Annotated in this window: 17 protein-coding genes; 9 read left to right on the plus strand and 8 right to left on the minus strand. The window is 71.2% G+C overall.

What is annotated here, in order from left to right; translation table 11 throughout:
* Nucleotides 1-507 precede the first annotated feature (507 nt).
* From ACIHAA_RS17110 to ACIHAA_RS17145, 8 genes are all read left to right on the plus strand, one after another.
* Nucleotides 508-4530 (plus strand): nitrate- and nitrite sensing domain-containing protein, encoded by a 4023-nt coding sequence (locus ACIHAA_RS17110; protein ID WP_399817787.1) that lies wholly within the window; start codon nucleotides 508-510, stop codon nucleotides 4528-4530.
* Nucleotides 4531-4539: 9 nt separating this feature from the next.
* Nucleotides 4540-4953, plus strand: a complete 414-nt coding sequence (locus ACIHAA_RS17115; protein WP_311695124.1) for a roadblock/LC7 domain-containing protein — start codon at nucleotides 4540-4542, stop codon at nucleotides 4951-4953.
* Nucleotides 4954-5064: 111 nt separating this feature from the next.
* Nucleotides 5065-5463, plus strand: coding sequence for a DUF742 domain-containing protein (locus ACIHAA_RS17120; protein WP_399817789.1), 399 nt, complete (start codon nucleotides 5065-5067; stop codon nucleotides 5461-5463).
* On the plus strand, nucleotides 5444-6019 hold the full coding sequence (locus tag ACIHAA_RS17125) for a GTP-binding protein (protein WP_399817791.1): 576 nt from the start codon (nucleotides 5444-5446) through the stop codon (nucleotides 6017-6019). Before ACIHAA_RS17120 ends, ACIHAA_RS17125 begins: the two co-directional genes overlap by 20 nt.
* Nucleotides 6020-6386: 367 nt before the next feature.
* On the plus strand, nucleotides 6387-9632 hold the full coding sequence (locus ACIHAA_RS17130; RefSeq protein WP_399817794.1) for a nitrate- and nitrite sensing domain-containing protein: 3246 nt from the start codon (nucleotides 6387-6389) through the stop codon (nucleotides 9630-9632).
* A gap of 10 nt (nucleotides 9633-9642) precedes the next feature.
* Nucleotides 9643-10056, plus strand: a complete 414-nt coding sequence (locus ACIHAA_RS17135) for a roadblock/LC7 domain-containing protein (RefSeq protein WP_030948713.1) — start codon at nucleotides 9643-9645, stop codon at nucleotides 10054-10056.
* A 97-nt stretch (nucleotides 10057-10153) separates the two neighbouring features.
* Nucleotides 10154-10723 (plus strand): DUF742 domain-containing protein, encoded by a 570-nt coding sequence (locus tag ACIHAA_RS17140; protein WP_399817796.1) that lies wholly within the window; start codon nucleotides 10154-10156, stop codon nucleotides 10721-10723.
* Nucleotides 10704-11285, plus strand: coding sequence for an ATP/GTP-binding protein (locus tag ACIHAA_RS17145; RefSeq protein ID WP_046729246.1), 582 nt, complete (start codon nucleotides 10704-10706; stop codon nucleotides 11283-11285). Before ACIHAA_RS17140 ends, ACIHAA_RS17145 begins: the two co-directional genes overlap by 20 nt.
* Before the next feature lie 195 nt (nucleotides 11286-11480).
* On the opposite strand, the gene ACIHAA_RS17150 is transcribed toward ACIHAA_RS17145, so the two are convergent.
* Together ACIHAA_RS17150 and ACIHAA_RS17155 are read right to left on the minus strand one after the other, a co-directional pair.
* Entirely contained in the window at nucleotides 11481-11678 is a 198-nt protein-coding gene (locus ACIHAA_RS17150) for an acyl-CoA carboxylase subunit epsilon (protein WP_399817798.1), read from the minus strand.
* A gap of 57 nt (nucleotides 11679-11735) precedes the next feature.
* Nucleotides 11736-13328: an acyl-CoA carboxylase subunit beta gene (locus ACIHAA_RS17155; protein WP_399817800.1), complete on the minus strand. Its 1593-nt coding sequence runs from the start codon at nucleotides 13326-13328 to the stop codon at nucleotides 11736-11738.
* A 388-nt stretch (nucleotides 13329-13716) separates the two neighbouring features.
* Here ACIHAA_RS17155 and ACIHAA_RS17160 point away from each other — a divergent pair, with 388 nt between their 5' ends.
* Nucleotides 13717-14316 (plus strand): YceI family protein, encoded by a 600-nt coding sequence (locus ACIHAA_RS17160; RefSeq protein ID WP_399817802.1) that lies wholly within the window; start codon nucleotides 13717-13719, stop codon nucleotides 14314-14316.
* A 40-nt stretch (nucleotides 14317-14356) separates the two neighbouring features.
* Here ACIHAA_RS17160 and ACIHAA_RS17165 read toward each other — a convergent pair whose 3' ends face one another.
* The 6 genes from ACIHAA_RS17165 to ACIHAA_RS17190 all read right to left on the minus strand — a co-directional run bounded on the left by ACIHAA_RS17165 (nucleotide 14357) and on the right by ACIHAA_RS17190 (nucleotide 24212).
* Entirely contained in the window at nucleotides 14357-15715 is a 1359-nt protein-coding gene (locus ACIHAA_RS17165; RefSeq protein ID WP_399817804.1) for a hypothetical protein, read from the minus strand.
* A gap of 113 nt (nucleotides 15716-15828) precedes the next feature.
* Nucleotides 15829-18852 (minus strand): glycoside hydrolase family 3 protein, encoded by a 3024-nt coding sequence (locus ACIHAA_RS17170; RefSeq protein WP_399817806.1) that lies wholly within the window; start codon nucleotides 18850-18852, stop codon nucleotides 15829-15831.
* Nucleotides 18853-19074: 222 nt separating this feature from the next.
* Nucleotides 19075-20679 (minus strand): citramalate synthase, encoded by a 1605-nt coding sequence (gene cimA, locus ACIHAA_RS17175; protein WP_399817807.1) that lies wholly within the window; start codon nucleotides 20677-20679, stop codon nucleotides 19075-19077.
* 280 nt (nucleotides 20680-20959) lie between these two features.
* A complete protein-coding gene (locus ACIHAA_RS17180) occupies nucleotides 20960-22261 on the minus strand; it encodes an MFS transporter (protein ID WP_399817809.1) in 1302 nt (433 codons plus the stop codon).
* A 99-nt stretch (nucleotides 22262-22360) separates the two neighbouring features.
* Nucleotides 22361-22990: a TetR/AcrR family transcriptional regulator gene (locus ACIHAA_RS17185; RefSeq protein ID WP_399817811.1), complete on the minus strand. Its 630-nt coding sequence runs from the start codon at nucleotides 22988-22990 to the stop codon at nucleotides 22361-22363.
* 211 nt (nucleotides 22991-23201) lie between these two features.
* Nucleotides 23202-24212: an agmatine/peptidylarginine deiminase gene (locus ACIHAA_RS17190; protein WP_399818026.1), complete on the minus strand. Its 1011-nt coding sequence runs from the start codon at nucleotides 24210-24212 to the stop codon at nucleotides 23202-23204.
* Between the last annotated feature and the right edge of the window lie 190 nt (nucleotides 24213-24402).

Below are 24402 nucleotides of genomic sequence, written 5' to 3' on the forward strand. Positions count from 1 at the left end.
AGGCTAAACATCCGATTCCCCGCCGAAGGCGTGAAGAGGCCGTGATCCTCATGTGAGTTTGCTCACTGAGGCATTGACAAAAGGGTCAATTCAGGCCGCTTATCCGACTCCACAAAACAGACATTGCCTGATTGAACCCTGCATTCCGCTCCTGATCATGGCGACTGGGACACCCGCACTCCCCCAAGGGCTCGTCCGCATACGCCCGTTATGTACGGGATCACTTTCTACGGCTGGTGACACGCCCCTCACAAGGTGTCACAGTGGTCACAGCCTCGCCGGTTGGCCTTGTTGGAGATCCGGCACTGTGCTGGAATTCCACGGACCGCCGCGGGATCGCACCGGCGCGCAAGGGGCGCAACGCAGCGCCGAGCAGCGGCGGGGAGGGGAGCCAGCGCCGGTCACTCACGACCACCCGGGGGGCGTAATTCAGGACGCCCCTCACAACGCCGACACCGTCCCGTCCGCTCACGCGGAGGGACGCCTGGTCCAGAGGTTGCGACGCTAGTGCAGGGACGTTTCAAGAGGGATGGCAGTGCTTCGGCGGAGCCGGAGCCGCACGGCGGGACCGACCGCGGTTCCTCGCCCCAGCACGCCCAGAAGCAGGGGCCGGCCGCGGTCGGCGGAGGCCCCGAGCGGCCCGGGCGCCCCGGCGCGTCCACGAGCCCCTCGGCCCCCGCGACACCGGCCAAGGCCAGAACGACCGCGCCCATCGACGCCGGTTCCCGGGTGGCACTGCGCAACTGGCGCATCTCCACCCGTCTGGTGTCGCTGCTCGCGCTCCCCGTGGTCGCGGCCACCTCGCTCGGTGCCCTGCGCATCAGCGACAACATGGACCAGATCCAGCAGCTCGAGAACATGAAGCTGCTGACGGACATGACCAAGCAGGCGACCCAGCTGGCCGCCGCGCTCCAGGAGGAGCGCGACCAGTCCGCCGGTCCGCTCGCCCACGGCGCCACGGCGGGCGACTACACCGTCAAGGGCGTCCGCGACAAGACCAACCGGGCCCGCTCCTCCTTCCTGGAGGGCACCCAGGAGATCGGCGACGCCTCCGACAACGGCCAGCTCTCCGGTGTCCGGGACAGCGTCGTCGGCATCGCGAGCGAGCTGAACAACCTCAGCGCGATCCGCGCCGCGGCCTACAAGGACCCGCAGAACTCCACGCAGACGGTCGAGTCCTACCACCGTCTGATCACCCAGCTGCTCGGCCTCTCCCAGGACATGGCCGAGGCGACCAGCAACCCGGAGATGATCCAGCGCACCCGCGCCCTGGCGGCCTTCTCCACCGCCAAGGAGTACGCCTCCATGCAGCGTGCGGTGATCGCGGCGGCGCTGCCCGCGAACATCGACACCTTCGGCAAGCTCTCCGAGAACGACCGGCAGTACGCCCTGTCGGCCCTGGAGAGCCAGGACTCCGAGCTGGACAGCTTCCGCAGCATCTACGGCGACGGCGCCGAGGACCTGACGAAGCCGATCGACCAGGGCAGCCCGACGATCGAGGCCGCCGACCAGTACGCCAGCCGCGTGCTGAAGAGCTCGTCCGGCATGGGCAACCAGGACAAGCGCTCGTACAAGGACTGGGTCGACGACGACTCCACCAAGATCGAGCAGATGAAGAAGATCGAGGGCACCCTCCTCGAGCAGATGGAGCAGAAGGCCCGCGAACTGAAGAGCGACTCGCAGAGCGAGGCGATCATCTCCGGTGCGCTGATCCTGCTCGTCCTCGGTGTCTCCCTCGTCGGCGCCTTCGTGGTGGCCCGCTCCATGATCCGCTCGCTGCGGCGGCTCCAGGAGACCGCGACCAAGGTCGCCCAGGACCGCCTGCCCGAGCTGGTCAAGCAGCTGTCCGAGTCCGACCCGCAGGACGTCGACACCTCCGTCGAGTCGGTCGGTGTGCACTCCCGGGACGAGATCGGCCAGGTGGCCGCGGCCTTCGACGACGTGCACCGCGAGGCGGTCCGCCTCGCCGCCGAGCAGGCCCTGCTGCGGGGCAACGTCAACGCGATGTTCACCAACCTCTCGCGCCGCTCCCAGGGTCTGATCCAGCGCCAGCTGTCGCTGATCTCCGAACTGGAGTCCCGCGAGGCCGACCCGGACCAGCTGTCCTCGCTGTTCAAGCTCGACCACCTCGCGACGCGTATGCGCCGTAACGGTGAGAACCTCCTCGTCCTCGCCGGTGAGGAGCCCGGCCGACGCTGGACCCGCCCGGTCCCGCTGGTCGACGTGCTCCGCGCCGCCGCGTCCGAGGTGGAGCAGTACGAGCGCATCGAGCTGGCCTCGGTGCCGGGCACCGAGGTGGCCGGCCGGGTCGTCAACGACCTCGTGCACCTCCTCGCCGAGCTGCTGGAGAACGCCACCTCCTTCTCCTCGCCGCAGACCAAGGTCAAGGTCACCGGTCACGCCCTGCCCGACGGCCGGGTCCTGATCGAGATCCACGACACCGGTATCGGCCTGTCCCCCGAGGACCTGGCCCAGATCAACGAGCGGCTCGCCGCGCCGCCCACCGTGGACGTCTCGGTGTCCCGGCGCATGGGTCTGTTCGTGGTCGGCCGTCTGTCGCAGCGCCACGGCATCCGCATCCAGCTGCGCCCCTCCGACTCCGGCGGTACGACCGCGCTGGTCATGCTCCCGGTCGATGTCGCCCAGGGCGGCAAGAAGCCCGCTCCGGGCAAGCCGGGTGCGCCCTCCACGGGCGGTCCGGCCGCCGCGCAGGCCGCCGCCGGTGCGGCCGCGGCCCGTCGCCAGGCCCAGCAGAGCGGTTCCTCCTTCGGCACCGGTTCGACCGGCGGTCTCGGTGCCGCTCCGGGCCGCGGTCAGGTGGGTGCCGGACAGGGCCCCCGCGCCGCACTGCCCGGCACCGGCCCCGGCGGCCGTTCCGGCGGACCGCAGGGCGGCTCCCCGCAGGCGGGCCGACCGGCCCCGGCGGGCGCGGACGCCTTCGGCACGGGCTCCTTCCCGGAGCCGGGCTCCCGCCAGGGCGGCGGCGCACCGGGGAACGCTCCCCAGCAGCAGACGCAGCAGCAGTCCGCTTCTCAGCAGTCCCAGCAGCCTCAGCAGAAGCAGCCCAAGGAGCGCGGCGGCCGACGCCGTCCGCAGCTGCCGGGCCGCGGCGGTGCACGGGCCGAGCTGCCCGGCGGCACCCAGCAGCGCACCCCGAGCTGGAGCGACGAGAACGCGCAGCCGTCGGTGCCGCGTGCCTCGCTGGACACCCCGCGCGGCCACGAGGAGCCGGACGCCCTGTCCTCCACCTCACCGATGCCGCGTATCGACGACCGGCAGGGTCCCGGCGCGACCCCCGCGATCCCGCGGTCCGACGACCGCCAGGGTCCCGGCGCCGCCGCCGAGTTCCCGCGGACGGGCGGCAACGCCCCGCAGGGCGGCGGCCAGTTCGCCCGCCCCGACATCTTCGCCGACCCGAACCAGGGCTCCACGACGGGCCAGTTCCCGGCACCGGGCCAGGGACAGGGACGCGGCCAGGGGCAGGGCACCGGGCAGTTCCCGGTGCCGGGTCGTGGTCAGGACACCGGCCAGTTCCCGACGCCCGGCCGCGGTCAGGACACCGGGCAGTTCCCGGCCCCCGGCCGCAGCCAGGACACCGGGCAGTTCCCGGCCCCCGGCCGCAGCCAGGACACCGGCCAGTTCCCGGCTCCGGGCCAGGGCCGGAATCACGGTCAGAGCCAGAGCCAGGGCACGGGCCAGTTCCCGGTTCCGGGTCGCGGTCAGGACACCGGGCAGTACCCGGCCCCCGGCCACGGACAGGACACCGGACAGTTCCCGGCACCGGGCCAGGGGCAGGGGCAGAACACCGGCCAGTTCCCGGCCCCCGGCCGTGGACAGGACTCCGCCACCACCGGTCAGCACCCGGTTCAGGGCTACGACCCCTCGGGCACCGGCCAGTTCGCCGCGCCCGGGTACGGAAACCGCCAGGACCCCTCCACCACGGGCCAGTTCGAGCGGCCGCAGGCGCCGGGCGAGGGCTACGGCGCCTCCCTGCCGCCGGCCCCGCAGCGGCCGCAGCAGCCCGGGCGCCGCCAGGAGCCCGAGGCACTCCCCCCGGCGCCGGGTCCCGGTGACGGCCGCACCCCGCTCTACGACACGCTGGAGACCAACTGGTTCCACGGTCAGGAGCAGCAGGGCCAGAGGCAGCAGCAGGGCCAGGCTCCCGCGCAGCAGCAGGCGCCGTCCCCGCAGCAGTCCCCCACGGCACCGGAAGCCCAGCGTCCGGCCGCCCCCAACGCGTCCTGGCGGACCTCGCCGAACGACGAACTGGTCCGCCGGGCCGAGCGCGTGCGGCAGCCCGCCGCAGGCGGCATCACCACCTCCGGCCTGCCGCGCCGGGTCCCGCGTGCGAACCTCGTGCCGGGCACCGCTCAGCAGCAACAGCACCACACCGGTCCGCAGGTCTCGCGTGCGCCCGACGACGTACGCGGCCGACTGACCAATCTCCGACGGGGCATCGCTCAGGGTCGCCAGGCCGGCAACGGCCAGACCGACAGCTCCCCCAGCCCCACTCACCAGCAGGAGCGTTAGTTGAGCCCGATGAGCCAGGCGGCACAGAACCTCAACTGGTTGATCACCAACTTCGTGGACAACACCCCAGGGGTGTCCCACACCGTCGTCGTGTCCGCCGACGGACTCCTTCTGGCACTGTCGGAGGGCTTCCCCCGCGACCGCGCCGACCAGCTGGCGGCCGTGGCCTCCGGTCTCACCTCGCTGACCGCCGGGGCCTCCCGGATCTTCGAGGGCGGGACCGTGGCGCAGACGGTCGTCGAGATGGAGCGCGGCTTCCTCTTCCTGATGTCCGTCTCGGACGGCTCGTCGCTCGCCGTGCTCGCCCACCCCGAGTGCGACATCGGCCTCGTCGGCTACGAGATGGCGCTCCTGGTGGACCGCGCGGGAGCGGTCCTCACGCCCGACCTGCGCGCCGAGCTCCAGGGCAGTCTGCTCCACTGATAGGTCCTGGCACCACCCACGTCACCACATCACCGTCCGGCCGCCACAATCCCCCCACCGGCCCTGTCAGACGGCACGACTGACCGACTTGCTGTCCCGCCCGGAGGATTCATGACCCCGCCCACCGCCCATCATGATCCGTACGCCGAGCCGTACGGGGACGAGGGCGACCAGCCGCTGGTACGTCCGTACGCGATGACCGGCGGCCGGACCAGGCCGCGCTATCAGCTCGCCATCGAGGCCCTGATCAGCACCACGGCCGACCCGGCCCAGCTGATGGGACTGCTCCCGGAGCACCAGCGGATCTGCCACCTGTGCCGCGAGGTGAAGTCGGTGGCCGAGGTGTCGGCGCTGCTCGCCATGCCGCTCGGTGTGGCCCGGATCCTCGTCGCGGATCTCGCGGAAGCCGGCCTTGTCGCCATCCACCAGCCGGGCGGCGACGAGAGCAACGGCGGCGCACCGGACGTGACACTGCTCGAAAGGGTGCTCAGTGGACTTCGCAAGCTCTGACAGCGGGCGGTCTACCACCTCCGCGAAGATCGTGGTGGCGGGCGGCTTCGGCGTGGGCAAGACCACGTTCGTCGGCGCCGTCTCGGAGATCAACCCGCTGCGCACGGAGGCCGTCATGACGTCTGCTTCGGCAGGCATCGACGACCTCACCCACACCGGGGACAAGACCACCACCACGGTGGCCATGGACTTCGGCCGCATCACCCTCGACCAGGACCTGATCCTCTACCTGTTCGGCACCCCCGGACAGGACCGCTTCTGGTTCATGTGGGACGACCTCGTCCGCGGCGCCATCGGCGCCGTCGTCCTGGTCGACACCCGCCGCCTCGCCGACTGCTTCCCCGCCGTCGACTACTTCGAGAACTCCGGCCTGCCCTTCGTCATCGCCCTCAACGGCTTCGACGGCAACCAGCCCTACAACCCGGAGGAGGTCCGCGAGGCCCTCCAGATCGGCTCGGACACCCCGATCATCACCACCGACGCCCGCCACCGCGCGGACGCCAAGAGTGCCCTGATCACATTGGTCGAACATGCCCTGATGGCCCGGCTCAGGTAGATCAAGTCGACTTAGTCATACGGCAGTTGTCGTAGGTATGCGGGGGTCGGCTGTGGCGTTTGACACGGTCGGCCCCGCTGTTCATAACGTTTCGACAGAGAAATCCGGTGGTACCACCACGCGTCGCGGTCGATCGATGCCGCTGCGCGCACGAACGCCCCGCCTTTTGGCGGGGCTCGCTCTTTATGACCGTTTTATCTGGCCCTTACACCGGGCGGAACCTTCCCTTCCGAGTGTTTGGAATCGTGCAGGTTGACGTGCTGGAATGCCTGAACTGCCCAGCGGTCGAGGACGTACACGTCGTAGACAGGGCTCTGGAGACACCGCGGCACGACGCAGGTGCCGTCGCCGAGAGGTTGTTGGTCGAGTGAGGCGAAGCAAGAACAGTCCCGAGCCGTCGGCACGGGGCAACTTCACCCCGCCGCCGCGCGGAGCGGCACCCGCACATGTGCCCGGTCCGGAGCCGACGGCCACCCCGCCCAGCGGCAGCCGCTTCTCCCCGCGCAACTGGCGCGTGCCGACCAGGCTGAACGCGATTCTGCTCATACCCGTGCTGGTCGGCCTGGTCATGGGCGGCTTCCAGGTGAAGAGCTCCATCGACACCTGGCAGCAGGCCCGGGACGCGGAGAACACCGCCCGTCTCGTACAGGCCTCGCTGTCCCTCGCCGACCGGCTCTACCAGGAGCGCGACGCCTCCGCGGCGCCCCTGCTGACCCCGGGCAGCGGCGGGCAGAACAACCCGACCGTCCGCCAGGTCCGCGCCGCCACCGACAAGGCCGCCGACGCCTTCGACCAGGCCGCGAAGAACATGCCGCACACGGCGGGCCTGGAACGGCGTCTCTCCATCTTCCGCACGGCTGAAACCAAGCTGCCGGCCCTGCGCCAGGCCGCCTACACCTCCAAGCTCACCGGTGTGCAGACCGAGGAGGGCTATGTCGAGGTCGCGCACCCGCTGATGGAGTTCGCCAACGAACTCGGCCTCGGCACCGGCAACATCACCAGCTACGGCCGTACGGTCTACGCCATCTCGCTGACCAAGGCCGCGCTCTCCCTGGAGCGCTCCATCGGCATGCAGATGCTGATCGAGCACTCCCCCGGCGCCACCAGCCTCGCCAAGCAGCGCGTCGCCCTGTCCTCGTACGCCTACCTCGAGGGCATCGCCGTCGAGGAGTACATCGGTGGCGGTACCGCGGCGGACGCCAGCAAGCTGGACGAGGCCAAGGAGCAGCTGAAGGCCGACGGCAAGGCCATGGCCGAGCAGGCCGCCGCCGACGCCCGGTCCAAGAACCAGACCTATGTGCCGCCGCCGTCCGACCCCAACCAGATGGTCCAGGCCCTGGCCACGGTCCAGTCCACCAGTGACACGGCCCGCGCCGAGCTGGCCCAGCAGGGCATCACCGCCCAGAACTGGTGGGGGGTCAACACCCTCAAGTACAACGTCTACCGCACGCTCGAGTCGAACCTCGCCGACAAGGCCGTGACCGACGCCTCGGGCATCGCCGACGACGCCAGGCAGTCCGCGTTCGTCACCGGCGCCATCGTGGTCATCGCCCTGCTCGCCGCGTTCATCATCGCCGGTCTCATGGCCCGCCAGATGAGCCGCTCGATGCGCCAGCTGCGCAACGCCGCCTTCGGTGTCGCCGAGCAGCGGCTGCCGATGCTGGTCGACCAGCTCTCCCGGACCGACCCGGGCCGGGTCGACACCCGCGTCGCGCCCATCCCGATCGCCACCACGGACGAGATCGGCGAGGTCGCCCGCGCCTTCGACCAGGTCCACCGCGAGGCCGTGCGGCTCGCCGCCGAGCAGGCCCTGCTGCGGGGCAACATCAACGCGATCTTCACCAACCTCTCGCGCCGCAACCAGTCGCTGATCGAGGGCCAGCTGACCCTGATCACCGACCTGGAGAACAACGAGGCCGACCCGGACCAGCTGGAGAACCTCTTCCGCCTGGACCACCTGGCCACCCGTATGCGGCGCAACGGCGAGAACCTCCTCGTCCTCGCGGGCGAGGAGCCGGGCCGCCGCTGGGACCAGCCGGTCCCGCTGGTCGACGTGCTCCGCGCCGCCTCCTCCGAGGTGGAGCAGTACGAGCGCATCGAGCTGTCCGGTGTCCCCGAGGCCGAGATCCACGGGCGTGCCGTGACCGACCTCGTGCACCTGCTCGCCGAGCTGCTGGAGAACGCCACGACGTTCTCCTCGCCGCAGACCAAGGTTCGCGTGACGGCCACCCGTCTGCCCGACGGCCGGGTCATGGTCGAGATCCACGACAAGGGCATCGGGCTGACGGCCGAGGACTTCGCGGACATCAACCACAAGCTGGCCAACCCGCCGACCGTGGACGCCGCGATCTCGCAGCGCATGGGTCTGTTCGTGGTCGGCCGACTGTCCGACCGGCACGGCATCCGGGTGCAGCTGCGCCCCTCCGGTGAGCAGGCGGGCACCACCTCGCTGGTCATGCTCCCCGACGCCATCACCCATGGCGGTGGCGGCGAGCAGCCGCTGGAGCGCGACGACTTCACGGTGTCGCAGATCATCCCGGAGCAGCAGTTCCGGGGCGAGGACTTCGGCTCGCAGCAGCCGCTGCGGACGGCCGCGGAACTGGGTTTCGACGACAGCCAGTACTCCGAGGTCCCGGACGACCTGCGCGGTCTCGACCCCGTCGGCCGCTCGCTGATGCGCGAGGGGCGCCGTGCGGCGCTGGAGGCCCAGACACACGGCCACAGCAGGCCGCCGGAGGAGCAGGACTCCGCCACGGCGTACCAGGAGGGCTTCGAGCCGCCCCGGCCCGGCTACGACAACGGGCAGTCCGGGTACGACACCGGACAGCACTCCTACGGCGACCAGCAGGGCGCGTACGACCAGCAGACGGCGTACGAGGAGCCCCGGCAGACGTCGTACGAGGAGCAGTACTTCGCGCCGAACGGCGGCCGTCCGGGGAACGACGGATTCCCGTCGTCCGGTGACGGTTACCGGGAGTCCGGCTATGCGGAGCCGCATCAGGAGAACCGCTCCGCGGGCCACTCCGCCGCGTCGGAGACCTTCGCGGGCTTCCAGCAGTCGCCCTACCAGGACGACTGGTCGAAGCAGGACGGTTTCCAGAACGGCTACCGCGCCGATTACGCTCCGGAAACGGAATCCGCGCAGGCCGCTGACGTGAGTGAGCAGGACCGCGTAGGCTTCGACCGGCCGGAAGCGACCCCTTCCGCAGGCCACCGGATGACCGACGCGGGACTGCCCCGCCGCGGCTCCGCCGCGAACGGCACGGCCGGACGGCCGCAGTCCGGTCAGCAGAAGCCGCCGGCGGCCGCGGAGACGGGCGACGACTGGCGCTCCGCGAACGACCAGCGGTGGCAGCAGGCATCGCAGCTCCGGAAGCCCAAGGCGGGCGGGGTCACCTCTTCCGGTCTGCCGCGGCGCGTGCCCAAGGCGAACCTCGTGGAGGGCGCCGCGGAAACGACCCCGCAGGGAGGCCCCCAGGTCTCCCGTGCCCCGGAGGATGTCCGGGGCCGACTGAGCAACCTGCGTCGGGGCGTCCAGCGCGGACGCAGCGCAGGCAGTGAAACGAACGGCCAGGGCTTCGGTCCTGACAGCACCTACGACCAGGAGCGTTAGTGTGAGCCCGATGAGCCAGGCGGCACAGAACCTGAACTGGTTGATCACCAACTTCGTGGACAACACCCCCGGGGTGTCCCACACGGTGGTGGTCTCCGCCGACGGACTCCTTCTGGCGATGTCCGAAGGCTTCCCGCGCGACCGCGCCGACCAGCTGGCGGCCGTCGCCTCCGGTCTGACCTCGCTGACCGCGGGTGCCTCCCGCATCTTCGAGGGCGGCAGCGTGAACCAGACGGTTGTGGAGATGGAGCGGGGATTCCTGTTCCTCATGTCCATCTCCGACGGATCGTCGCTCGCGGTCCTGGCGCACCCGGAGGCGGACATCGGCCTCATCGGGTACGAAATGGCCCTGCTGGTCGACCGGGCCGGTACGGTCCTGACTCCGGACCTCCGGGCGGAACTCCAGGGAAGCCTTCTCAACTAACAGACGATCAGTGTGTATCGGCGTCCCGGCGCCGTAAGGTTTCGGGACGCGGCTTCCACAGGGATGGGTGCCAGGCGCAGTCGGAGGAGGAGAGAACGTGGCAACACCCCCAGGCGGTTCGCCCGCGGGCAATTGGTCCTATGGCCCCGGCCAGGACCAGGGTGAACAGAACCGGTACAACTTCCCCTCCGCACCGAGCCCGCGGCGTCAGCCGTACGCGCCGCAGGGCCCCGGCCCGTCGCCGTACGACCAGCCGTCGGCGCCGCGCATCCAGCCCGTGCAGCCGCAGCGCCGCGCGCCCGAGCCGGCGCCCGCCGGATCGTCGAACAACCCTCTGGTGCGCCCGTACGCGATGACGGGCGGCCGCACCAGGCCGCGCTACCAGCTCGCCATCGAGGCACTGGTGCACACCACCGCGCAGCCGCACCAGATGCAGGGCCAACTGCCCGAGCATCAGCGGATCTGCAACCTCTGCCGGGAGATCAAGTCGGTGGCCGAGATCTCGGCGCTGCTGACCATCCCTCTCGGCGTGGCCAGAATCCTCGTCGCCGACTTGGCGGAGGCGGGCCTGGTCGCCATCCATCAGCCCGGCGGCGACGAGAACGCCGGCGGCCAGCCAGACGTGACACTGCTCGAAAGGGTGCTCAGTGGACTTCGCAAGCTCTAGCGGCGGTCCTTCCCGCTCCACCACCTCCGCGAAGATCGTGGTGGCGGGCGGCTTCGGCGTGGGCAAGACCACGTTCGTCGGCGCCGTCTCGGAGATCAACCCGCTGCGCACGGAGGCCGTCATGACGTCTGCTTCGGCAGGCATCGACGACCTCACCCACACCGGGGACAAGACCACCACCACGGTGGCCATGGACTTCGGCCGCATCACCCTCGACCAGGACCTGATCCTCTACCTGTTCGGCACCCCCGGACAGGACCGCTTCTGGTTCATGTGGGACGACCTCGTCCGCGGCGCCATCGGTGCCATCGTCCTGGTCGACACCCGCCGCCTCGCCGACTGCTTCCCCGCCGTCGACTACTTCGAGAACTCCGGCCTGCCCTTCGTCATCGCCCTCAACGGCTTCGACGGCAACCAGCCCTACAACCCGGAGGAGGTCCGCGAGGCCCTCCAGATCGGTCCGGACACCCCGATCATCACCACCGACGCCCGCCACCGCGCGGACGCCAAGAGTGCCCTGATCACCCTGGTCGAGCACGCCCTGATGGCCCGCCTCCGCTAGGAGCCGGACCGCCCGGACGACGATCCCCGCGCCCCTTCGGGCGCGGGGATTTCTGTCGTTCCGGGCCCGCGGACAGCAGAAGGGGCCCCTCCGTGGTGGAGAGGCCCCTTCGGGAGCGTGCCGGGCGCGAAGCCTGGGGTCTTTCGTTGGGATCGGGCCGGATCAGGGAGCCCGGCATGATCCACACGAGAGGCCCTAGCTGTGCCAGCTGTGCGGTGCCCGGAAGCCGGGCTCGCGCTCCAGTCGGCGCCAGCCGGCCTTGCCGCGGCCGCGGTGGGCCGGGGAGGCGGCGGGCGGCTGGGCGGCCGCGCGGGCCAGGAGGACGGCCGTGATGGCGGCGACCTCCTCGGGCCCGGCGTGGCCCTTCTCGACGCGGATGTCGGGAGCGTTCATGGGTGTCAGTCTCCGTGAGAGAGGGGTCCGCGGGGTTTCCGCGAGGGATCCGCTCGGTTACTGCGGGGGGTTGCCGTGCTTGCGGCTGGGCAGGTCCGCGTGCTTGGACTGGAGCATCGCCAGGGACTTGATCAGCACCTCGCGCGTCCGGGCCGGGTCGATCACGTCGTCCACCAGGCCCCGCTCCGCCGCGTAGTACGGATGCATCAGCTCGGACTTGTACTCCTTGACCATCCGGGCCCGCATGGCGTCCGGGTCCTCCGCGCCCGCGATCTGACGGCGGAAGATGACGTTGGCCGCACCCTCCGCACCCATCACGGCGATCTCGTTGGTCGGCCAGGCGTAGGTGAGGTCCGCACCGATGGACTGGCTGTCCATCACGATGTAGGCGCCTCCGTACGCCTTGCGCAGGATCAGCGAGATCCGCGGCACGGTCGCGTTGCAGTAGGCGTAGAGCAGCTTCGCGCCGTGTCGGATGATCCCGCCGTGCTCCTGGTCGACTCCGGGAAGGAACCCGGGGACATCCAGGAAAGTCATCAGCGGGATATTGAAAGCGTCACACATCTGGACAAAGCGCGCAGCTTTTTCCGATGCCTCGATGTCCAGGACACCGGCGAGGGACTGCGGCTGGTTGGCGATGATGCCGACGACCTGGCCGTCCAGCCGGGCCAGGGCGCAGATGATGTTGCGCGCCCAGCGCTCGTGGACCTCCAGGTACTCGCCGTCGTCGACGATCTCCTCGATGACCTTGGCCATGTCGTACGGGCGGTTGCCGTCGGCCGGGACCAGGTCGAGGAGGGCGTCCCCGCGGCGCTCCACGGTGTCCGTGGGCTCGACCCGCGGCGGGTTCTCGCGGTTGTTCTGCGGGAGCAGCGAGAGGAGGTAACGCACCTCGGCGATGCACGTCTCCTCGTCGTCGTACGCGAAGTGGCAGACGCCGGAGGTCTCGGCGTGCACATCGGCGCCGCCCAGGCCGTTCTGGGTGATCTCCTCGCCGGTGACGGCCTTGACCACGTCGGGACCGGTGATGAACATCTGCGAGGTCTCGCGGACCATGAAGACGAAGTCCGTGAGGGCGGGGCTGTAGGCCGCGCCGCCCGCACACGGGCCGAGCATCACGCTGATCTGCGGGATGACGCCGGAGGCCTTGGTGTTGCGCTGGAAGATGCCGCCGTATCCGGCGAGCGCGCTGACGCCCTCCTGGATACGGGCGCCCGCGCCGTCGTTCAGGGAGACCAGCGGGGCGCCGGCCGCGATGGCCATGTCCATGATCTTGTGGATCTTGGTGGCGTGGGCCTCGCCGAGGGCACCGCCGAAGATGCGGAAGTCATGGGCGTAGACGAAGACCGTGCGGCCCTCCACCGTGCCCCAGCCGGTGATCACACCGTCGGTGTACGGCTTCTTGGCCTCCAGGCCGAATCCGGTCGCCCGGTGCCGGCGCAGCTGCTCGACCTCCTGGAAGGACCCCGGGTCCAGAAGCAGCTCGATGCGCTCCCGTGCGGTCAGCTTGCCCTTGGCGTGCTGCGCCTCGGTCGCCTTCTCGCTGGGGCCGGCCAGGGCCCGGGCACGGATCTCGTGCAGTTCGGCGACGCGCCCGCGCGCGTCGGTGGGCTCGCTCCCGGACCCTACAGCCTCATCCAAAACGGTCATGTAGTGACCTTACGAAGTCCACCAAGGAAAGCGGCCCGTTGACTCCTCACAGTCTCGGGCCCGTTTTCCTGGTACCCCTGAACAGAACCATGCCCGGATGCAGCCGATCCGACTGCTCCAGGGGGCCGAGCGTTGTAGGGCTCCCACAAAGGGGTCACCCGAATGCCGGGGCGGATTCGGTACCGCACATGCCCTCCCCGGAGTGACAGAGGACCTACGAACGGCGGCGCGCCCACCGTACCGGTCCGGGGGCAATCCCCATAGATGTTGAATGTTGAACAGAATGGGGGTACGGTCGTGCTCACCGGAACTCGTTGAAGCTTAAACCTCTTCGGTTCCGCCCGGCCTGCCCCCCGGAGGCCGGAACCGTCCCCCAAGGAGCAGGATCATGGGCATCTTCGGCCGCAAGAGCACCACCGACACCGTCCCCGCACCGGTGAACCCCGACCTCGCCGCGCTGAGCGGCACCTACAGCGTGGACCCCGCGCACACCACGATCGGCTTCGTGGCCCGGCACGCCATGGTGACCAACGTCAAGGGCGGATTCCAGGACGTCGAGGGCACCCTGCGCCTGGACGGCTCGGACCCCGCCCGGTCCACGGCCTCGATCGACGTGCGGATGGAGAGCATCGACACCGGCTCGGCCGACCGCGACAAGCACCTGCGGAGCGCGGACTTCTTCACCGTCGACGAGCACCCGACGATGACCTTCCGCTCCACCTCGGCCGAGGCGCTCGGGGGCGACGACTACCGGATCACCGGTGACCTCACCATCCTCGGCACCACCCGGCCGATCAGCATCGACCTGGAGTTCAACGGCGCGGCCAAGGACCCCTTCGGCAATGAGCGGGTCGGCTTCGAGGGCAAGGCGGAGATCCTGCGCTCGGAGTGGGGCCTGACCTGGAACGCGGCGCTGGAGACGGGTGGCGTGCTGATCTCGGACAAGATCAAGCTGGTCTTCGACATCTCGGCCGTCAAGCAGGCGTGACCACCGGCGCCGCCCGACCCGCATCCGGGGCGGCGAGCGGTCAGAAGCCCCCGCCGAAGTCGCCGCCGCCCCCGCCGAAGTCCCCTCCCCCGCCGTCGCCGAAGCCGCCGCCGAAGTCACCGGGGTCGAAGTCGGCACCGGAGACGTCGCCGCCCTGGTAGCCGCCGAAGTCGCCGCCCGCGCCGTAGTCCGTGCCGTAGTCCGCCGCGTAGGCCGGGGTGGACATCATGGAGCCGAGCACCGTGCCGAAGAGCAGGCCGGGCAGGATGCCGCCGCCGAAGTAGCCGCCCGCCCAGGGGCCGTAGGCCGGTCCGGCGTCCCAGTAGGGGCGGCGGCCCCATTCGGTGTCGACCTCGCGCACCGCCGGTTCGAGGCCGTCGGCCAGCCGGATCCGGTCCGCCGCGCAGACCGGCACCTCGCGGGGGGCGCCGCCCGAGGGCGTCCAGACGGCGTCGGCGACGGACGGCCCGTGGCGCGGGTCGAAGAAGCACGGCGGCCGGCGGTCGGGCAGGGGGCGCCCCTCCCGGCGGGCGGCGAGCACGGCCAGCGAGAAGCGGCCGTCCTCCAGCGCCTGGGTGACGGCCTTCACGTCCTCCGGGTGCTGCGCGGCGGCCATCGCCGACTTGGCCTGGTCGTACGCGTTCAGCGCCCGCTCGTAGTCCTGGCGCATCGCGTCGTCCGCGCCCGGTTCGCCGGGCTGGAAGTCGAGCCGGTCCAGTTCCTCGCCGAAGGCGGTGATGTCCTCGTCGACCACGACCCGCAGCCGCTCCAGCGCGGCCCGCTGCTCCTCCTCCCGGCGGCGACGGCCGCGCCGCACCAGAGCGTAGGCGCCCGCACCACCGGCCACCAGCACGGCGGCGACCCCGATCAGAGCGGTCGAGGAGACCCCGCCGTCGCCGCCCGAGGTGCCCCAGCTCGACGGGGCACGGCCGCGGATGTTGGCGAGGGCGCGGTCGGTGAAGTCATTGAGCTGGGTCGTGGCGGCCTCGCCCTGCACGCTGGTCACCAGGTTGCGCACGGCGGTGCGGGGCAGCACCGAGGAGTCGGCACGGGCGTCGAAGCGGTCGCCGAGGCGGACCGCGTACACACCGGTGACGCCGGTGGCCGTGCGCAGGTCGGCGAAGAGATTGGCGGTCGGGTAACCGGCGGGCAGCACGGCCACGAAGACCGGCTTTCCGGCGTCCTCGATCTTCTTGGCGAGGGCGTCGGCGTCCCGGGCGGACAGCTGGCCGGAGGCCGCCGGGTCCACATAGACCGGGCTCTTGCGCAGCGCCGCGGCGATCTGTGAGACACCCGTCGCCGCCTCGGCGCGCGGCGCGCCCGCGTACAGCACCGTCAGGGCCGCCAGCAGCAGGGCGACCAGGGGTGCGGCGAGTCCTTTGACCAGTACGGCCTTCATACTCCGACGCTACCCGAAGGCGCCCGGAGCGGGAGGGCCGGGAGGGGGCCGCGCCGCGTGCGCCGCCCCCCTCCCGGGGCCGCGCCGGGTGCGTTCGCCCCCTCCCGGGCCGGTCAGTCCGCCGCCCGGTACGCCCGGGTCAGCTCCGCCAGCGCCGCCGTGTACCGCCCGGTGAGCAGCAGATGGTCGGCGTCCGCGAAGGGTTTCGAGACGGCCGCCGCGGGCGTGGGCCCCGCCTTCTGCTGGACGATCAGCCGGGCCCGGGTGACGGTCTCCCGGGCCGCCCGCGCCGAGCCCGTCCGCTCGGCCGCCGAGGCCGCGCGGGTGAGCGCCTTGAGGGTGGTGAGTCCCCCGGCCGGGACCCGGGTGAGGGTGGTCAGCCCCCAGCCGTAGGGGAACTGCGGATCGTACGAGGCGTCGCCGACGTTGATCGGCAGCTGGGCCTCGGACTTCGGCCAGGTGACGGGGAGCTGCCCGGTGAAGGGGCGCCTGCCGTAGAGCACGTCCGCGACGCCGTCGCCCTCGGTGCCCGGCAGCCAGGAGGCGACCAGGGCGTCGATCTCGCCGAGGCGGTCGCCGATCAGCTGCGGGCGTCCGGAGACGATCAGCACCGCGCACTTCATGGCCCCGCACACCCTGTCCACGGCGGCCCGGTCGGCGGCGGACAGGGCCAGGTCGTGTCCGTTGCCGACGTCGCCCACGCCCTCCGCGTAGGGGGTCTCGCCGACGACGACCACACCGACGTCGTAGCCGGTCAGCGGGGCCGAGGCGGTCGGGGAGTAGGTGATGTCCCCGCCCGCCTTCCGCATCGCCTGAAGGACGGTGGTGCCCGGGGTGTGGGTGCCGGACTGGCCCTGCCAGGTGAGGGTCCAGCCGCCGGTCTGGTTGCCGAGGTCGTCGGCGTTGGATCCGGCGACGTACACCTTCTGGGACTTCTTCAGCGGCAGCACCCCGCCCGCGTTCTTCAGCAGCACCTGGGACTCGGCGGCCGCCTGCCGGGCCACGGCCCGGTGTCCGGCGGAGCCGATCGCGGCGGCGCCGCGGGTGTCGGCGTAGGGGTGCTCGAAGAGGCCGAGCCGGAACTTCTGGGTGAGGATCCGCGAGACGGCGTCGTCGATCCGCCGCTCGGTGATCCGGCCCGCCCGCACCTCGTCGACCAGCGTGGAGCGGAAGTCCTTGTAGGTGTACGGCACCATCATCATGTCGACGCCCGCGTCGACCGCCGTGCGGACCTGGGAGCCGTAGTCTCCGGGAAGCTGGTCGATGGCGTTCCAGTCGCTGATGACGAAGCCGTCGAAGCCCATCCGGCCCTTCAGCTCGCCGTTGATCATGTCGCCGCGGGCGTGCATCTTCACCGGGCCCCGGCCGTCGCCGAGGATGTCCAGCGAGGAGTACGAGGGCATGACCGAGCCGATGCCGCGGTCGACGGCCGTCCGGAAGGGCGCGAGGTGCACGGCGTCGAGCTGCTGCCGGGTGACCGTGGTGACACCCTGGTCGATGGTGTACGACCCGGTGGTGGAGGAGCCGTACGCGGTGCCGCCGTCACCGGCGAAGTGCTTGGCGGTGGCGAGGACCTTGTCGTCGCGGCTCAGGTCCCGGCCGTCGGCGCGCCCCTGGAGGCCCTGGACGACGGTCTCCATGGACTGGACGAGGGCGGGGTCCTCCCCGAAGGACTCGTAGGAGCGGCCCCAGCGTTCGTCGCGTGAGACGCACAGACAGGGCGCGAAGTCCCAGGGGATGCCGGTGGCACGTACCTCACTGGCCGTCACCGCGCCTGTTTTCTCGGCGAGTTGGGGGTCGCGGGTGGCGCCGATGCCGATGTTGTGGGGCATGACCGTGGCACCGGCGAGGTTGTTGTGGCCGTGGACGGCGTCGACTCCGTAGATCAGCGGGATCTGGAACCGGGTTGCCCGGGACCGCAGTTGGAAGGAGTCGATCATCTGCGCCCAGGCCTCGGGGGTGTTGGGCGTCGGAGTGGAGCCGCCGCCGGACAGCAGCGAGCCCAGACCGTAGGCGGCGATGTCGCCCGGGGTGGTGAGCCCGGCCCGCTCGGCCTGGGTCATCTGCCCGGCCTTCTCCTCCGGTGACATCCGGGAGAGCAGGTCCGCGACGCGCCGCCGCACCGGAAGTCCGCTGTCCAGATAGGGCAGTCCATGGGCGTCCACGACCACCTGCGGGGTCTCGGCGGGAGCCTTGGCGCCGGTGACGGTCAGTGCGAGCGGGACGGTCCCGGCGGGCTCGGCGGTCCTGTTCCTCAGGGTGCGGACCTCGATGGTGCGGGTGGCGCCGGAGGGGGTTCCGGCCGGGAAGGTCAGAGTTCCCCGGACGGGGGTGTAGTCGCTGCCGGGCACGGCGGTGCCGCCGCCCGTGATGTAGGCGACGGTGACGGGCTCGCCGAGGGGCGCGGAGCCGGTGGTGGCGACGGTGACCCCGACCCGGGCGGTGCCGCCCCCCTTGACCGGGTACACGGCGGCGTCCGTGGTGACCGAGGCCCGGCGGGACTGGTCGGCACGGCCGTACAGCTCCACGTCGTCCATGGCGAAGCCGCCCTGGACGCCGACGGGGAGGGTGACGGCGTAGCCCCACATCTGGGTGAGCCCGAGAACGTGGTCGATGCCGCCGACGGGCTGGTAGTCCGTGCGATAGGTGAAGTCGTCGAACGGGATCCGGATCTGTTTCCAGCCGCTGAAGTCGTCGGTGAAGGAGGTCGTCCACAGCTCGGACGCCTCGCCGCCGGTGCCGCCGTCCTTGATCTCGAAGGCGGTCTTCCTGCCGTTGTTCCGGCCGTCCCACCAGAAGCTGATGCCCTGGTAAGCGGACCAGTCGTGGGCGGGCCGGTCGGCGGCGAAGTCATGGGTGAAGCCGCCGTAACCGCTGATGTCATAGGTGCCGGTGAGGACCTTGGCGCCCTCGGGGGCGTCCGGGCGGTCCGCCAGCCGCAGCGCGGGCGGGTCGTCGGCGTCGCCGCCCCAGGTGAAGATGCCGTCGGCGGGCTGGCCCGCGAAGGGCACCTCGCCCTCGAAGCGGTCCACCGGGACGGGGGCGGGGTCGTCGGCACCGGAGGCGGCACCGGCCGCGGTGAGCGGGATCAGTGCGGTGAGCAGGGCGGCGGAGGCGAGCAGGGCGGTTCTTCGCATGGACCTTCCCTTGGGCTCTCGTGGTCCCCATGACGGGCTTACGACTTAGATCACGGCGTGAGTTAACTGGGGCCCCGGGCGGGCGTCAAGACATCACGTCGGAACGGGTACGGACTAACGGGTACGGACTCAAGTCCCCTTGGAATCAGGGGTGTCGCCGAAGGAGTGAGTGGCCGCCGCCCCTCGGCGAGGAGGGGCGGCGGCCTACCGGTACGCGTGGTGCTACTCCGCGGGCTGCACCCCGGCGCGCAGCAGGCCGTAGGTGTAGGCGTCCTCCAGGGACTGCCAGGAGGCCGCGATCACGTTCTCCGCCACGCCGACCGTGGACCACTCGCCGCGGCCGTCCGAGGTGGAGATCAGCACCCGGGTGGTGGACTGGGTGCCGTGCTTGCCCTCCAGGATGCGGACCTTGTAGTCGACCAGGTCCAGGGCGGCCAGCTGGGGGTAGATCTTCTCCAGGGCGACCCGCAGTGCGCGGTCCAGGGCGTTGACCGGGCCGTTGCCCTCCGCCGTCGCCACGATGCGTTCGCCCTTCGCCCAGAGCTTCACCGTGGCCTCGTTGGCGTGGGTGCCGTCGGGGCGGTCCTCCACGATGGCCCGCCAGGACTCGGTGCGGAAGTAGCGCAGCGGCCTGCCTGCGGCCTCCTCCCGCAGCAGCAGCTCGAAGCTCGCGTCGGCGGCCTCGTAGGTGTAGCCCTGGAGCTCGCGCTCCTTCACCCGCTCCACGACCCGGCCGATCAGCTCCCGGTCGCCGCCCAGGTCGACACCCAGCTCCTTGCCCTTGAGTTCCACCGAGGCCCGGCCCGCCATGTCGGAGACCAGCATCCGCATGGTGTTGCCCACCAGCTCGGGGTCGATGTGCTGGTAGAGGTCCGGGTCCACCTTGATCGCGGAGGCGTGCAGGCCCGCCTTGTGCGCGAAGGCCGAGACCCCCACGTACGGCTGATGCGTGGAGGGCGTCAGATTGACGACCTCGGCGATCGCGTGGGAGATGCGCGTCATCTCACGGAGCCTGCCCTCGGGCAGCACCTGCTTGCCGTACTTCAGCTCCAGGGCGGCCACGACCGGGAAGAGGTTGGCGTTGCCCACCCGCTCGCCGTAGCCGTTGGCCGTGCACTGCACATGGGTGGCGCCCGCGTCCACCGCCGCGAGGGTGTTGGCGACGGCACACCCGGTGTCGTCCTGGGCGTGGATGCCGAGCCGGGCGCCGGTGTCCGCCAGAACCGTGGCGACCACCGCGTGGATCTGCGCGGGCAGCATCCCGCCGTTGGTGTCGCAGAGCACCACGACGTCCGCGCCCGCCTCCGCCGCCGCGCCGACCACCGCCTTGGCGTAGCGCGGGTTGGCCCGGTAGCCGTCGAAGAAGTGCTCGCAGTCGACGAAGACCCGGCGCCCCTGGGACCGCAGATGGGAGACGGTGTCGCGGATCATCTCCAGGTTCTCGTCGAGCGTGGTGCGCAGGGCCAGCTCGACATGGCGGTCATGGGACTTGGCGACCAGGGTGATCACCGGCGCGCCGGACTCCAGCAGCGCCCTGACCTGCGGGTCCTCCGATGCCTTGATGCCCGGCCGACGGGTGGCGCCGAAGGCGACGAGCCGGGCGTGCCGGAAGTCGATCTCCTGCTGGGCGCGGGCGAAGAACTCGGTGTCCCGCGGGTTGGCGCCGGGCCAGCCGCCCTCGATGAAGCCCACCCCGAAGTCGTCCAGGTGCCGTGCGATGGCCAGCTTGTCCGCGACGGTGAGGTTGATGCCCTCGCGCTGCGCGCCGTCGCGCAGCGTGGTGTCGAAGACGTGGAACGAATCGTCGAGTTCGCTGGTTGCCGTCATGGTCTCAAGGCTCCTGTATGGGATGCGGTCTACCGGAATGACCGGCTCCACCGTCCTTCCATGGTCCCTCGCGCTGTCCGTCCCGGCTGGGGGTGGGCCGGGAAAACGAAAGACCCCTCGCGGGTGCGAGAGGTCTGCGCGCGGGTCGAGGACGACGATGGCCGCCCGTACCGGGTCGTACGAGCGGTCACTGCGGACCGGCGCGCCTGCTGCCAATCATCGTGGCGAACGAAAGCACGGGGGCAGTTTGGCACAATCCGCCCCCGTACTCACCGCCGTCTCAGGATGCGGTCGCCAGGGTGGACGGCTCGGCTCCGTCCACCCGGGTCAGGTCGCGGTCGCGGGTCTCGCGCATGGCGAGGTAGACCACCAGCGACACGGCCGCGCAGCCCGCCACGTACCAGAAGAAGCCCGACTCGGCGCCCGCGTTCTTGAACCACAGTGCGACATACTCCGCAGTGCCGCCGAAGAGCGCGTTGGCCAGCGCGTACGGCAGGGCCACGCCGAGGGCGCGGATCCCGGTGGGGAACAGCTCCGCCTTCACACAGGCGTTGATCGACGTGTAGCCGGTGACCACGACCAGGGCCAGCAGCGACAGCCCGAGGGCGGGCCAGAAGCCGCCCGCGTGCCCCAGCAGGGTCATGATCGGCACGGTGAGCACGGTGGATCCGGCCGCGAAGGTGATCAGCAGCGGACGGCGGCCGATCCGGTCGGAGAGCATCCCGGCCAGCGGCTGGAGGGCAGCGAAGACGATCAGCGCGGTGAAGGAGACCAGGGTCGCGGTCTCCTTGGAGAGTCCCGCCGAGTTGGACAGGTACTTGGTGAGATAGGTCGTGTACGTGTAGTACGCGACCGTGCCGCCCATGGTCAGGGCGATCACCAGGAAGGCCTCGCGCCGGTGGAGCCACAGCGCGCGCAGGGTGCCGCGCTCCTCGCCGCCGGTCCCGTCGGCCTCGTAGACCTCCGTCTCCAGCATGGTGCGCCGCAGATAGAAGACGACCGCGGCGCCCAGTGCGCCCAGCACGAAGGGGATGCGCCAGCCGTAGCCGTGCAGGGCGCCGTCGGAGAGGGTGCGCTGAAGGACGATCAGCAGGCCGAGGCCCACGATCTGCCCGGCGGTCATCGACACGTACTGGAAGCTGGAGGCGAAGCCGCGCCGCTTCGGGTCGGCGGCCTCGGTGAGGTAGGTCGCGCTGGCGGCGTACTCGCCGCCCACCGAGAGCCCCTGGAGCAGCCGGGCCACCAGCAGCACGAACGCGCCGCCGTAGCCCGCGACCGCGTAGGTCGGCGCGAGGGCGATGAGGATCGCCGAGGCGGACATCAGACTGACCGTGAGGGTCAGCGCAGCCTTGCGCCCCCTGCGGTCACCGACCCGGCCGAGCAGCCAGCCGCCGACCGGGCGCATGAAGAAGCCGACCGCGAAGATGCCCGCGGTGTTCATGAGCTGGGCCGTGGGGTTCCCGTCGGGGAAGAAGGCCCCCGCGAAATAGGTGGCGAAACTCGCGTAGACGAACCAGTCGTACCACTCCACCATGTTCCCGGCCGAGCCGATCCAGATCCTCTTCCAGTGCTCTCGTCCCATGGGCCGTACCTACCCGGGCGGGTGCGGCCGGGACAAGGGTCCCCCGGTTTCGTTCTTTGCGTTCACGGCGGCGGCGGATCGCAGCCGGGGCCCGATCCGTCAGGTCTCCGTCCGCTCCGGGCCGCGGCCCAGGGCCTCGTCCAGGAACTCCCGCACATGGGCGAGCACCTGCTCCCGGCCGGTGCCGCGCAGCCCGATCGCCACATGGATGGAGAACCCGTCGAGGAGGGCGCGCAGCCGGGCGGCGAAGCGGTCCGGGTCGACCGGCCGGAACTCTCCCCGGGAGACCCCCTCGGCGAGCAGCGCCGCCAGGTCCCGGTGCCAGGCGCCCTCGATGGCGGCCTGGCGGTCGCGGGCGCCGGTGTCGGCGTTCTGCGAGCGGTTCCAGACCTCCAGCCACAGGGTCCAGTGCGGGTCGCGGTGGCCGTCGGGCACATAGAGGTCGACATAGGCGTCGAGCCGTTCCCGGGCCGGGGCGGCCGTGCTGAGCAGCCGCGCCCGGGCGGCACCGAGCCTGCCCTCGCTCCACTCCAGGGCCTGGAGCAGCAGTTCGTCCTTGGAGCGGAAGTAGTAGAGCAGATGACCGCTGCTCATCCCGACCTCCCGGCCGAGCGCCGCCATGGTGAGCCGCTCAAGCCCCCGCTCGGCGATCATGCCCATGGCAGCGGCGAGCAGGTCCTCCCGGGGCGGGGCGGGGGTGCGGCGGCGGGGAGAGGGCGCGGTACTCATACGGCTTCCGCCCGGGCCGCTTCGGACAGGGGGCGCGGGGGGTACGGCGGCGCGGGGGCGGCCGGGCGGGGCGGCACGCGATCGGCCGAGTACGGCGACACACGGTCCGCCGGGCGGCGGCAGGTCACGGCAGCAGGAGGCAGTTCGTCCACCCGTACGTTCTACCCGACCGGCTCTCTCACCGGACCCCACCGGCCCCCCACACGCTCCCTCACCGGACTCGCGGCTGCTGCTGGGTGATGCAGTGGATGCCGCCGCCGCCCGCGAAGATCGTGCGGGCGTCCACCGGGGTCACCGTCCGCCCGGGGAACAGCTTCCGGAAGATGCCGGCGGCCACCTCGTCGCGGGGGTCGTCGAACGCGCAGAGCACCACACCCCCGTTGCACAGATAGTGGTTGATGTAGGAGTAGTCGGCCCAGTGGCCGTCGGCCTCCAGCACGGTCGGCGCGGGCACCTCGACCACTTCCAGACGGCGGCCCCGGGCGTCGGTGGCGGACCTCAGGATGCCGATGATCTCCCGGGTCACCTCGTGGTCGGGGTGCGCGGGGTCCGGCTGATGGTGGGCGACCACCACGCCGGGGCGGGCGAAGGCGGCGACGATGTCGACATGGCCGAGGGTGCCGAAGCCGTACGGCGGGTAGTCGGCGGTCAGCCCGCGCGGCAGCCAGATCGCCCTGCTGGTGCCGAGATGCGCGTGGATCTCCGCCTCGGCCTGCTCCTTCGTCCAGTGCGGATTGCGTTCGGGTCCGAGCTGCACGGTCTCGGTGAGCAGCACGGTCCCCTCGCCGTCGACATGGATCGCACCGCCCTCGTTGACCAGCCGGGAGGTGTACGAGGTGGCGCCCGCGAGGTCGGCGACCTGGGCGGCGATCTTCGCATCGTGCTCCCAGCGGGCCCAGTCCTGGGCGCCCCAGCCGTTGAACGTCCAGTCCACGGCGGCCAGTTCACGCCCGTTGGTGAGGAAGGTGGGGCCGATGTCGCGCATCCAGGCGTCGTCGAGATCGCGCTCCACGGTGTCGATGCCCGCGCCCAGCAGGGCCCGCGCCCCGGCGGACCGGCCGGGGCCGCAGACCACGGTGACCGGTTCGAAGCGCGCGACGGCCCGGGCCACCGACGCCCAGGCCGTACGGGCGGCGGCGAGGTCGCCGGGGTCGTCGAAGGTCGGGTTGGGTCCCGGCCAGGCCATCCAGGTGCGCTCGTGCGGGGCCCACTCCGGAGGCATGCGGAAGCCGTCGGCGGCGGGGGTGTTCGGGGCGGGGCTCACGGGGCTCCTTGGGGGGTCGCGGGCGCGGGTCGAGCAGGGCGGGCGCCCGGTCGGACGGCCTCTCACCCTGCGAGCTTTAGAACAACACTCTAACTCTGGATTTCCTTGACGAAAAGGTTGACGCATCCACCGGGCAGGCACCAGATTG

Source organism: Streptomyces sp. NPDC052040, assembly GCF_044548405.1.
Classification (GTDB): domain Bacteria; phylum Actinomycetota; class Actinomycetes; order Streptomycetales; family Streptomycetaceae; genus Streptomyces.